Here is a 12,299-nt window from a genome sequence, read left to right on the forward strand (position 1 = left end):
CTGCTTTGGCAGAGGGATGCCAGAGGGTCGGGTTAGCGTATTCAAAGAAGGAATTCGGAGAGCCGGATTTGGATAAGGCGATGATCTACTACGACAAAGCCTGCAAGCTGGGAGCTGAGTTTAGCTGCAACGTAGTAGCTGCGATGAATAAAATAAATGCAAGCGAGGCTAATGCTACTAAATAGATGACAGGGCTAGCTAGATGATAATACGGCGAGATCGAAATTAGTATAGAAATTTTGCGGAGCTTTATGGGATTTTATGGAATTCCGCGGAATTTTATTTCTAAATTTTATCGCTGAAATTCCGCATATTGCGATAATGGCGATAGATAGCGATTTTGAAATTTCAGTATCTTATAAGTTTGGAATTTAATCTATGCTGTGGATTTTATTGACAGAATTTTAATTTATCATAAACTTATCCATCGGATATAGGGATTTCATCATAATCATGGTGCTAAATTATATATCGTTGAAGGAGAAAAAATTGCGCAAACTAGCGAGTAGCTATGTAATCACAGCTGATATGACAAAAATATCCGAAGAAGATCGCACGGGATAATCAATCTGCGAAGTAAGTAAAATCAATTATCAAGTGGATGGAATCTATCAATAAACAAGTAAAATTATTCATCGCAAAGCAAGCAAAATCGATCTGTCAATGGGTAGATCAAGCTTGAAACTAACTCGAAGTAGCCTGTAAATAAGCTAAATTGCAAGCAAGATAAATTTTAAGTAGGCATATTGTAAGAAAGTAAAATTTTAGATGAGATAAGTGGGATAAATCGATTTCAAATCACCGTAGAAGTTGGATGACGATCCTAATTTAAAGCCCCATTTTTCCAGGATTTAAGATGCCTTTTGGATCGAAAGCCCTTTTGATTGCGCGAAATAGCTCCATCTCTGCTGCGCTAAAAGCTAGTGGCATAAATTCCGCCTTACTTAGTCCGATGCCGTGCTCGCCGCTGAGCGTACCGCCAAGATCAACTGCAGCTTTGAAAATTTCGGTGATTGCGTCATGTCCGCGTCGCACCTGAGCTTCATCTTTTTTGTCGGCGACCATGACGTTGGTGTGGACATTGCCGTCGCCCGTGTGCCCGAAGCAGGGCACGCGCGCGCCGTATTTATCGCCGATGCGCGCGATACGGCGCAGTAGCTCGGGCAGCTGCGAGCGCGGGACGGTGATGTCCTCATTTAGCTTAAGCGTGCCGTAGATATTGATCGCCTGCGAGCAGTTGCGTCTCGCAAACCAAATGCCCGCACGCTCCTCTTCGCTTTCTGCGACGCGAAAGTCGCTCGCGCCGTTTTGAACAAAAATTTCTTTTATGAGCGCGAGCTCCTCCAAAAGCATTGCTTCTAAATTGCCGTCTGTTTCGCAGATCAAAATCGCGCCCGCATCCCTTGGCAAGCCTTTATGAAATTTCTCCTCGACCGCGGCTATGCACAGCGCGTCTAAAAATTCCATCGCCACGGGCGTGATACCGGCTGCCATTGTCTTATACACGGCATTCATTGCTGCATCTACGCTAGGAAAAACGCCCATCGCGGTCTTTTTAAGCTTTGGCATCGGGATTAGTTTGAGCGTGATTTCGGTGATGACGGCAAGCGCGCCTTCGCTTGCGATTAAAATTCCTACCACGTTGAAGCCTGCGACATCTTTGATAGTGCGTTTGCCCGCTCGGATCACCTCTCCATTAGGCAGTACCGCACGCAGTGCCATTACGTAGTCTTTGGTGATGCCGTATTTTGCGGCGCGCATACCGCCGGAGTTTTCGGCGACATTGCCTCCTAGCGTGGAATAATCCTGGCTTGCGGGGTCGGGCGGATAAAAAAGCCCGCGCGCTGCAGCTGCTTTTTGCAGATCGATATTTATGCAGCCGGGTTGGACTACGGCGAGTAGATTTTGCATGTCGATTTCTAGAATTTTATTCATATGTTTTTCAAATGCCAAAATCACTCCGCCGTTTGCGGCTAAAGATCCACCAGTAAAACCGCTGCCTGCGCCTCTTGGAACTACAGGGATTAAATTTTCGTTGCAGAATTTTAAAATTTGACTGACATCGTCCTCACTTCGCGGGAAAAGCACGCCGTCCGGCAGGCAGCGTCTTTTCGTCGCGTCGTAGCAGTATGCTGTGCGATGAGCCTCGTCAAAATAGGCGTTATCCGCGCCTAATAGATTTGTAAAAAACGCTCGCGCGGCGCTATTCATCGCCGTCTAAGCCCAGCAAATAGCGGTAGTGTTTGTCGTAATCGCTGATCGGGCCGTTAGTAAAATCCCAAATGACGGTCTTTATCTCGCCCACGCGCGAGTAAAACGGCAGCTGATAATAAGCTACGCTGCCGCTAGCAAATGTGCGCAAAGGCTTGAAACTACCGCAGTCGGCAAATACACCTTGTTTGTCCATCGCGATAAAAATCAGTCCGGCGCTGTTTTGCGCGCAAATTTTACGAAAATCGTCACGGCTGGGATTTGGCTTGTGGTTGTAGCTAAGATAGGCGCCGCCAAGATCTGGGTGGATAAAATTTATATTCGGAAAAGCCTTGATAACCTGCTCGTAAATTTCAGCGTTAGGCGCGACGATTATGGCACGGTCATAGAGGAAATTTAAGATCACTTTATCGCCGCTTGAGGGTAAAATTTTAGGCAGTGGCAGCGCCTCTTGAGCTAACATATCAAAAACCTCAAATCGCACCTTTGCTTTGCCTGCGCTTTTTTGCGTCACGACTGCGCGCGCGATGATGGAGCTTGCGCCGCTACCGAAATTATGCATCACCACTCCGCTGCTACCTACGGCAATCGTAGGGCTATCTGTGATCTCGCCCGAACCATCCTTTACGCTAAGTAGGGCGGTTTCGTATCGCGGCATGTTAAATTCCGCCCCTATCGCCGCACTTAAAAATAGACCTAAAATAAGTAAAGCTTTTTTCAAAATTCTGCTCCTGAATAAAATTTCGGCTAATTATACATAAAACTTTGAAATTAGCGATAAAATTCCACGGTATTTACGAAATATAAGCGTTTTTTCGTTACAATCCCGCCTTAAAATAATATTTCAAAGCGGTTTTATATGACTAGAATTTTTATATTGCTTTTTTTGTGGATAGGCGTAGTTTTTGCGAACAACCCCAGCGTAGAGAAGTTTGCCTGGCCCGATGGCGTGAGTCTGCTGCAATTTATGGAAACCGCGGGCATCCCCGCATCTGTATATTACGACCTGGATAAAGAGGATCAGGAGCTTGCTGCTGAGGTGCGCGCAGGCGTAGAGTGTCAAATTTTGCGTGATCCAGCAGGTCGCGTCTCCCAGCTGTTAATCCCCGTCAGCGAGGAGCTTCAGATTCACATATACCGCGATAAATTCGGCACTTTTAGATTCGTTTATACTCCGATAGTTTATGAGGAAAACAGCTACTCTTTAGGAATTCAGATCGAAAGCTCACCCTATCAAGATATCATCAAAGCTACGGGCAATGCGGCTTTAGCGAATGAGTTTATGCTTGTTTTTAAAAATGAGGTAAATTTTAAAAAGCTGCAAAAGGGCGATAGGCTCGTGATTCTATACGAGCAAAAGACGCGCCTTGGCAAACCTTTCGGCGGAGTAAATATCACCGCAGGAATGATCGAGGAAAATAAAAAGCCCAAATCGCTATATTTTTTCGATGATAAATACTACGACCGAAGCGGCAAAAAGGTCGAATCTTTTCTGCTAATTACGCCGCTTGTTTATACTAGAATTTCATCCTATTTCACCCCTAAGAGGTTTCATCCGATCTTAAAGCGCTATCGCGCGCATCTGGGCGTGGATTACGCAGCTCCAAAAGGCACTAAGGTAAATGCTGCAGGAGCGGGCAAGGTAAGCTTCGTCGGGCGCAAGAACGGCTACGGCAACACCGTAGAGATCAATCACGGCGGCGGTATCAGCACGCTTTACGCGCATCTTAGCGGCTTTGCCACGGGGCTAAAAAGCGGTATGAGCGTCAAGCAAGGCCAGCTCATCGCCTACGTGGGCTCTACCGGGCTTAGTTCGGGGCCGCATCTACACTTCGGACTTTATAAAAATAAGCAGGCGATAGATCCGCTTAAGGTAGTCAAGATTGAAAAAACTAACGTCATAAGCGCCGAGGAGCTTAAATTTAAAGCTCTCGTCAAAGATATGGACGCCAGAATGGCTGCGGCTAAAGACGGCTCGAAAAACCCGGCTAAATTTGAAAACTACGAGTCGCTTATCACGATAAATTAAGGCCAAAAATGGAAAATAAAGAGCAGCTGGACGACGTCGAGGAAGCCAAAGCGCTTCTTGATGCGCACTTGGACGATACGCTTGAGCATGAGCTGAGCGCCGCCGATCTTACGGAGCATTTAAAAACTCTAAAAAAGCATGACGAAGAAAAATACGTAGAATTTCTAAAAAAGCTAGATCCTGAGGATCTTGCCGATGCTGCGCTTGAGATGCCCGAGCATATGCTCGAAGATGTCATCGAAACTCTGCCTCACGAAAAGATCGTCAAAGCGATCGAGGAGCTCGAAAGCGACGATCAGGCGGAGCTTTTGCAAAACATCGGCGAGATTGACGAGGACAAGGCTGAGCAGATTTTCTATGGGCTTGACGAGGACGATCGCCACGACATTCTTACTATCTCCAAATATAGCGAAGATGAGGCGGGCGCGTATATGCAGACTGAGGTCTTTAGCGCAAGGCAGGATCAGACCCTGGGGCAGGCGGTTGAGATGCTGCGCGTTATGCGCGAAAAGGACGAGATCGAGAACGTCTTTCAACTCTTTGTGCTCGATAAAAAAGGGCACCTGCTTACTACCTTTTCGACGTCCGATCTGATTTTATACGATTTTTCACTCACGTTGGAGCAAATTTCACAAAAATTCGGCACCGAAAATAAAATCCACTTCGCTACCGATACCGACAAGATCGACGACGTGATCAAGGATTTTGAGGAGTTCGACCTTAACGTCATTCCTGTAGTCGATGCTAACGGCGTGCTTATCGGGCGGATTACCGCCGATGATATCCACGATCTCATCCAAGAGCGCGCCACCGAGCAAATTTACAACCTCGCGGGCGTCGATGACGAAGCGGAGGATGATGAGACGACGATCTTTAAAGCGGGTCGCGCGCGTGCCTTGTGGCTAGCAGTAAATTTATGCACGGCGATCGTAAGCTCCACGATCATCGGGCTTTTTGACGCTACTATCGAGAAGTTGGTCGCGCTCGCCGTGCTTATGCCCATAGTCGCCTCCATGGGCGGCAACACCGGCACGCAGGCGCTTACGGTAACCGTGCGCCGCCTAGCCTTGGGCGAGATAGCGTTTAAAGACAAAAAGCAGGTTCTGTTTCGCGAGATCACGATCGCTTTTATAAATGGTCTCATTTTTGCCACGCTAATGGGGTTTGTGGCGTATTTTTGGTTCGGCATTAAGCTTTTGGGGCTGGTAATTGCGATGTCGATGGTGCTAAATTTAACGCTTGCGGGGCTTTTCGGCGCCGTCATTCCGATCACGCTTAAAAAATTAAATATCGACCCCGCCGTCGGTAGCTCCGTGCTGCTTACCACGGTTACGGACATCGTGGGATTTTTTAGCTTTTTAGGACTTGCGACGTGGATACTACTATAAAAAATTTTAAAATTTCCGAGCTTAAAAGCTCAAATTTCGTTAAACCATTTCGCCTAAATTTCGAAATGGACGGCGTAGCGCGCGCGTGGGACTGCGTCAAGGTGCACGATAGCGTCTCGATTTTGCTCTACCATACGCAGCGCGACGCGCTTTTGCTCGTCAAGCAGTTTCGCCCCAGCGTGTGGTTTTATCAAGAGGAAAATTTAATAAATTCGCCCGAAAAAGGCTACACCTATGAGCTTTGCGCTGGCATTTTAGACAAGGGCATCAGCGAGGAGCAAACGGCGATCGAAGAGGTGCTCGAAGAGACTGGCTATGCCGTGAAGGATCTGAAATTTATCACGAGCTATTACAGCGCCCTGGGCTTTGCGGCGAACCGTCAAATTTTATATTTCGCGTGTATCGACGAATCGATGAAGCTAGGTCGCGGCGGCGGCGTGGACGGCGAGAAGATCGAGCTTTTCTACCTGCCTGCAGCTAAGGCGCGGGAGGTTATGTTCGACGAAAAGATCGTGCGCGCGCCGGGGCTGATCCTAGCATTTCAGTGGTTTTTGAGCGAGTTTAAAGCTTAGTGGCGAGATGGAATTTCGTGTGCCATCGCGCGTTTTTATGTCTCGGCTTTAAATTTAAAGGAGGGCGATGAGGGTTTTATTTAGGCTGTGCGTTATCGCGGCGTGCCTTTATACGGCGATCGCGGCGGCACTTTATATCTTTCAGGAGCGGCTGATATTTTTGGGCGAGCCGTTAGATAAAAACTTCAAATTTAGCTTTGAAAATTCCGAATTCATCGGACTTGTAAACGCGCCCGAGAGCGGCGAGCATTTAGAGGCATTGACGTCCGCTACGAAAAATAGCGCCTCTACAAGCGGCGTCGCGGACGAAAACGCTTCTGCGGAGGGTGGCGTAAAAGAAAACGGCGCCGTAGCGGGCGAGATCAAAAACAAAAACGCTCAAACTAGCACCGAGCATGGCGTAGAAAACACCGCAGGAAACGGCGCTGCAGGCAATAACGCAAACGCTGCTGCGATAAAATTTCAAGAGATCAATATCCCGTTTGAGGGCGGGTTGATAAACGGGCTGAAATTTAGCGCAGCAGAGCCCAAAGGCGCGATTTTGTTCTTTCACGGCAACTTCGGCGACGTGAGCGGCTGGGGCGCATACGGCGCTGATTTTGCGGCTTTGGGATACGATTTTTATATTTTCGATTACCCGGGCTACGGCAAATCGGACGGCAAAATTTCATCGCAGCAGCAGCTTTTTGCGAGCGCGGATGCGATGAGCCGCTACGTTTTAGCGCAGCATTCGCCAAGGAAGCTCGCGATGATCGGCTACTCGATCGGAAGCGGCATCGCGGCACAGCAGGCTGCGAAGTGGGATGCGGCGCGGCTGATCTTGCTCGCGCCATATTTTAGCTTCGAGCGGCTTGCGCACGAAAAAATCCCCTTCGTACCGAAATTTTTGATCCGCTACAAGATTCCGACCGCGGAATTTTTGCAAGCGGCACGCGGCACGCAGATCACGCTCATCCATGGAGCCGCCGACGAGCTGATACCGGTGCATCACTCGTATGATCTTGCGGGATCTCTTAAGGCGGGCGATCTATTTTATGAAATAGCCGCCGCGCCGCATAATGGACTGCTGGCAATGCCCGGCATTTGGAAAATTTTAAAAGAGCGGCTGCGCTAATCTAGCGGAGCTCGGCGTAAAATTCCACGCAGAATTCGACCGCTAAATTTTAAAATTTTACGTAGAATTCCGTGCGGGCTAGGCCATCGTAAAATTTCATAAAATTTTATAGCGGCAAAACACGGCGCCCAAATAAGGGCGCAATTTCAAATCAAAATTTACGCACCGTTAGCTGCAAATATAAAGCCGGTCTCGTTGGCGCTAAATTCTTTCTAGCCCAGCTATGCCGTAAATTTAAAGATAAAATTTGCGCCCGATCGCGACGCTATGCGTTTTAGTCGCGATAAAATTCTGTGAAATTTTATCTCAGCAGCCGTTTATAAATTTCAAGTCTAAATTTTATATTTACGCCCTGACGACGCCGTATTTTAGCCGCGTAGAATTCTGCTGCATAAAATCCTGCCTAACAAAATTCTGCTGCGTAGATTTCAATTCACCGCGCTCAAATTTTATCTGCCGCTCTGAAATTTATCCCGCCCGCTGCGCTTTACCCAAATTTATATTTAGTTGTTGTAAAATGCGTTTTTAAAAGGATTTTAGCGGTTTGTGATATGAGTATTTTAGAGTTTACGGAGTGCGTAGGCATCGCTTCGGCGGCGCTTAGCGGGTTTTTATTCGGCGTAAAGAAGGGCTGCGATTGGCTTGGGATCTTTATCGCGGCGTTTTTGACTGCGCTTGGCGGCGGGATCATGCGCGACACCTTGGTAAGTCGCGAGATCTACTCGTTCACGCACTACGCGCCCGTAACCATCGTGCTTGCGGTAAGCGCCGTAGCCATTTTTGCCAAGCTTTACGAAAACCGCGATTTGGAGGGTAAATTTTTATTTATTCTAACCGATGCGATCGACGTCGTAAGCTTTTCGATAGTCGGGGCGATGGTTGCGCTAAGCTACAATCATAACGTTTTCGGCGTGGTGCTGATCGCGTTTTGCAACGGCGTGGGCGGCGGCATCTTGCGCGATGTCCTGCTGAACGAAGTGCCGTGGTTTTTACATACGGGGCTTTATGGCACGATAAGCATGGGCGTGGGCTTGATATATTTCGTGCTTGATGGATTGGGACTTGGCGGCGTAGTTTCGGTGCTTATTTTGCTGGTTTTAGGGGTTGCGTTTCGCATGGTGGCTTATTACAAATCTTGGCATCTGCCTAAAGTGGAGTACAAACAATGAACTATTTGATGGATAATTTCGCGCGCGTAAACGTGGCGCTGGTAAGAGGCGAGGGCTCGGTAGTCTATGACGAAGCGGGCAAGGACTACGTGGATTTCGGCGCGGGCATCGGCGTAAACTGCCTGGGGCACGCAAATGAGATCGTGCTGGAAGCGATCGGCACGCAAGCCGCGCAGATCATCCACGGCTCGAATATCTATAGAATTCTGCCTCAAGAAGCCCTGGCTCAAAAGATTAGCGAGCTTTTGGGGTATCGCAGCTACGCCGTGTTTTGTAACTCTGGCGCGGAGGCGAACGAAGCGGCGATCAAAATGGCGCGTAAATACGGCACAGTAAACTTCCCTAATAAGAAATTTGAAATTCTAACTCTGCGAAATTCCTTCCACGGCCGCACGCTAGCGACGCTGCAAGCTACCGGGCAGGAAAAATTTCATCCGGAAATTTTTGCGCCCTATATGCCCGGATTTAAATTTTTCGACGATATCGAGGATATCATCGCGCATATCGATGAAAACAGCGTCGCCGTGATGATCGAGCTAGTCCAGGGCGAGGGCGGTATCAAGCCTCTGGATAAGGCGAGCGTGCAAAGGCTGGCGGCGGTTTTGAAAGAGAAAAAGCTGCTTTTGATCACCGATGAGGTGCAGTGCGGCGTATATCGCACGGGCGAGTTCGCGACGTCGCAAATTTACGGCATCCGCCCCGACATCATCACCTTTGCCAAAGGTCTTGCGGGCGGCGTGCCGATCGGCGCGTGCGTGGCGCAGCAAAACATTTTCGCTCCGGGCGAGCACGGCAGCACCTTCGGCGGTAACTTTTTGGCGACCTCTACGGCGCTTGCGGTGCTTTCGCAGCTTCAGTTTTTAAAAGCGAGCGGCAAGCTTGATAAGACTATAAAAAGATTTATCAAAAAACTAGACGGGCTCGCCGCAGACTATCCTAGCCTGATCGAAAAGCGCGTGGGGCTCGGTCTGATGCAAGGCCTCGTGCTGCGCGATGAAAAAAATCTGGGCGAGATCTTTAACAAAGCCCTGCAAAACGGACTTTTGATCCTAAAATCCGGCAAGCGCACCCTTAGATTTTTGCCTGCGCTAAATATCAAAAAATCGGAGATCAAAGAGGGCTTTGCGCGCCTACGCAAGAGCCTGGACGAGATAGTGCGGGCGTGAAATTTAGTGATTTTTTTGAGAGTTGGCTAAACGAGAGATACTACGCAAATGCCGCTAAAATCGGCAAGAGCGGCGATTTTTACACTGCCGTGAGCGTAGGAAGCTTCTTCGGTATCTGCATCGCGCGCGAAATTTTACGCCTAAGCGCGGATTTTTGCGCGGCGCAAGAGTTAAGCCTAGACGCGGCGGCGAACCCAGATAGGTCGCGGCAAAACCTTGCGGCGAGCGAGTTAAATTTAGACGCTGCGCCTGCAAAAAAGCCGCAAAAGAGCGCCAAAATCGCTATCGTAGAGATCGGCTCGCACGACGGGCGGCTGCTTTGCGACATAGCGCAAGCGATCTTTACGCTGGGCGGTGCGGCGGCGCTTGATAAATTTAGCTTTGCGATTATCGAGCCGCACGAGCGCCTGCGCGAGTTACAGCGAGCGAGCTTTGCAGAGAGCTTCGGTGATGAAATCGCGCTAAAGCACTTTGCGAGCGTACACGAGGCGAAATTTAAAGATGCGATCTTTGTGGCAAACGAGCTTTTCGACGCCTTTAAATGCGAGGCGGTGGACGGCGAAAATATGCTTTTTATAGAGAGCGGTGCGGCAAAATTTGCCCCCATAAAAGAACGCGAAATTTTGACCCTCGCGCGCAGATTCGGCATCTCGCGCGGCGAAATCCCAGTCGGATATTTTCGCTTCGCCCGCGAAATTTGCGCTAGCGCGCAGCGGTTTTATTTCATAGTCTTCGATTACGGACAGATGGGCGCTAGCGGCGATTTTAGCCTACGGATCTACCGAAACCATGAGGTTTTCAGCTTCTTTGAGGTGCAAAACTTAAGCGATTTTTACGGCAAGAGCGATCTTACTTACGACGTAAATTTTGAAATTTTACGTGCTGCGTTTGAGGACGCAGGTGCCGTGACGACGGATTTCAAAAGACAGATCGCGGCTCTCATAGATTTCGGCGCGGTCCAGCTTTTAGAGCTTTTTATGCAAAAAAGCGGCGAGAAGGGCTATCATAACGCGCTTTTGCAGTTTAATCACCTGCGCGCGGAGTTTGGCGAGAAGTTTAAGATGATAAAATTTAAAAAGGGGCTTTGATGAAAGCTTTTATCGATTGCGACTGCGAAATTTTGCAAAAGACGCTGGAGTTGTTTTTAAAAGATCATGCCGCAAGTGCGCAGGATTGCGACTTTGTGATAAGCGACGAGCCGCAAAGCTCGACAAAACCGCTATTTTTGATCGGCGAGGACGGAGATTTGACGCTCCCATTTTCAAAGAATACTTTGCTATCGAAGCTAGAGGATTTCCAAGGTTCGCTAAAGCAGGATTTTAGCGAATGCGACGCGGCGGAAGAGGAAATTTGCGCACTATTTGATGAGTTTAAGGCAAGAATCATCGAAATTTTAAGAAGGCAAAATGGCTAAATTGTCTAAGCTCGGCGGCACGCTCTTTACGCAAATTTCAAGCGGCATTTATAGGGGCAAAAAGCTCGCTCTGCCCGCGCTTTCGAGCACGCGCAGCACGAAAAGCATCGTAAAAGGCTCGTTTTTTGATACGTGGCGAGCGCAGTTGCGCGGCACGGTGTTTATCGAGTGCTTCGGCGGCAGCGGTGCGATGGCGCTTGAAGCGCTAAGCAACGGCGCAAAAAACGTTTATGCGATCGAAAAAGACGCTGCCGCGCATAAGATAATGCGGAAAAATTTCGAGCTTTTCGGGCTCGGCGCAAATGCGATTTTGGGCGATTGCTTCGAGCGACTACCCGAAATTTTGCACGAGCTGCAAGCGGATATGAACGGATGCTCGGGCGCGAAATTGCCAAATTTAAGCGGCAAAAATTTCAAAAACCGTGCCGATGGCGCCGTCTGCTGCGAAAATTTAGGCGGCGAGAAAGAGGGTTGTCGCAAAACTTTCAATAGCGTAGAGCAGGGCGAGGACGGATACCGCGCCGCGCAAAGCGTAGAAGCGGAAGGCGCCGCGCAAAGCGGCGTAAAAAATTTAGCTAAATGCGGCACGCGAAGCGGTATATCGGACAGCGCGCAAAATGGCGCGCAAAGCGGCACAAATGGTGATTACGCAGGCGATGAGAGCTTTGGCGGTTGTGCCCAGATTGGCGATTATGCGAGCGCTTCTAGTATAAAATACCGCATGAATTTGCTAGCCACGGACGCCGCGAGCTTTAGCGAAAAGTTTGACGATAACTTCGCTTCGCAATACGACGCTAGCGACGCCGAGACCGCTAATTGCAACTTAAATTTAAGCTCAAAATGCGGCGAAAGTTCTAATTTTGACGCAAGCCCAGGTGTGGGCTTTAAAGAGAAAGAAAGCTTAAATTTAGGCGAAAATTTTGGCGCTAGCTGCGGAGAAAATTTACATTCAAGCATAAATTTAACCCACGATTCAAGAAAAAATTCTAATGAGAATTCTGACGGCAATTTTGGCGCTAGCTACGAAGAAAATTCGCGTCCAAACGCGAATTTAATGCATGATTCAAGAAAAAATTTCGCCGCTAATTCCCGCGAAAATTTTGCCTGCGGTTTAGGCAAAAGTGCTGCCGCAAACGGTTTAGGCGAATGCTCTGCCGTAAATTCAAGCGAAAGCCATACCGCAAATTCCATAGAAAATTCCATCTCCGATCCCGCGCGCAGAGTGTTTGTATATCT

General features: G+C 48.6%; 11 protein-coding genes and 1 pseudogene. 10 read left to right on the forward strand and 2 right to left on the reverse strand.

All coding sequences use genetic code 11. The features are described from left to right. Nucleotides 1-185 (forward strand): SEL1-like repeat protein (locus tag Q0236_RS03095; protein WP_297915030.1); only part of this gene is annotated, 185 nt, incomplete at its 5' end. Between the two features lie 643 nt (nucleotides 186-828). Here the strand turns inward: Q0236_RS03095 and Q0236_RS03100 are convergent. Further along, nucleotides 829-2,211, reverse strand: coding sequence for an FAD-linked oxidase C-terminal domain-containing protein (locus Q0236_RS03100; protein ID WP_297915033.1), 1,383 nt, complete (start codon nucleotides 2,209-2,211; stop codon nucleotides 829-831). Next, on the reverse strand, nucleotides 2,204-2,932 hold the full coding sequence (locus Q0236_RS03105; protein WP_177386883.1) for a plasminogen-binding N-terminal domain-containing protein: 729 nt from the start codon (nucleotides 2,930-2,932) through the stop codon (nucleotides 2,204-2,206). The genes Q0236_RS03100 and Q0236_RS03105 overlap by 8 nt, the downstream gene beginning before the upstream one ends. Before the next feature lie 138 nt (nucleotides 2,933-3,070). Between Q0236_RS03105 and Q0236_RS03110 the strand changes: the two genes are divergently transcribed. From Q0236_RS03110 to Q0236_RS03150, 9 genes and pseudogenes are all read left to right on the forward strand, one after another. Beyond that, nucleotides 3,071-4,240 carry a peptidoglycan DD-metalloendopeptidase family protein gene (locus Q0236_RS03110; protein ID WP_297915036.1) on the forward strand — a complete coding sequence of 390 codons (1,170 nt, stop codon included), beginning with the start codon at nucleotides 3,071-3,073 and terminating at the stop codon, nucleotides 4,238-4,240. An 8-nt stretch (nucleotides 4,241-4,248) separates the two neighbouring features. Beyond that, a complete protein-coding gene (gene mgtE / locus Q0236_RS03115; protein ID WP_297915039.1) occupies nucleotides 4,249-5,628 on the forward strand; it encodes a magnesium transporter in 1,380 nt (459 codons plus the stop codon). Then, a complete protein-coding gene (locus tag Q0236_RS03120) occupies nucleotides 5,613-6,200 on the forward strand; it encodes an NUDIX hydrolase (protein WP_297915042.1) in 588 nt (195 codons plus the stop codon). The genes mgtE and Q0236_RS03120 overlap by 16 nt, the downstream gene beginning before the upstream one ends. Before the next feature lie 67 nt (nucleotides 6,201-6,267). Beyond that, complete coding sequence (locus tag Q0236_RS03125; protein WP_297915045.1) at nucleotides 6,268-7,314, forward strand: alpha/beta fold hydrolase; 1,047 nt, start codon at nucleotides 6,268-6,270, stop codon at nucleotides 7,312-7,314. Between the two features lie 551 nt (nucleotides 7,315-7,865). After that, nucleotides 7,866-8,483: a TRIC cation channel family protein gene (locus Q0236_RS03130; protein ID WP_297915048.1), complete on the forward strand. Its 618-nt coding sequence runs from the start codon at nucleotides 7,866-7,868 to the stop codon at nucleotides 8,481-8,483. Further along, nucleotides 8,480-9,649: an aspartate aminotransferase family protein gene (locus Q0236_RS03135; RefSeq protein WP_297915051.1), complete on the forward strand. Its 1,170-nt coding sequence runs from the start codon at nucleotides 8,480-8,482 to the stop codon at nucleotides 9,647-9,649. The genes Q0236_RS03130 and Q0236_RS03135 overlap by 4 nt, the downstream gene beginning before the upstream one ends. Then, a complete protein-coding gene (locus Q0236_RS03140; protein WP_297915054.1) occupies nucleotides 9,646-10,737 on the forward strand; it encodes an SAM-dependent methyltransferase in 1,092 nt (363 codons plus the stop codon). The genes Q0236_RS03135 and Q0236_RS03140 overlap by 4 nt, the downstream gene beginning before the upstream one ends. Further along, complete coding sequence (locus Q0236_RS03145; RefSeq protein ID WP_297915056.1) at nucleotides 10,737-11,063, forward strand: hypothetical protein; 327 nt, start codon at nucleotides 10,737-10,739, stop codon at nucleotides 11,061-11,063. Before Q0236_RS03140 ends, Q0236_RS03145 begins: the two co-directional genes overlap by 1 nt. Next, nucleotides 11,056-11,340: pseudogene (locus Q0236_RS03150) on the forward strand (RsmD family RNA methyltransferase); the annotation flags it as partial. The gene Q0236_RS03145 and the pseudogene Q0236_RS03150, both read left to right, overlap by 8 nt. Nucleotides 11,341-12,299 lie beyond the last annotated feature (959 nt).

This window comes from uncultured Campylobacter sp. (assembly GCF_938031315.1).
Classification (GTDB): Bacteria; Campylobacterota; Campylobacteria; order Campylobacterales; family Campylobacteraceae; genus Campylobacter_B.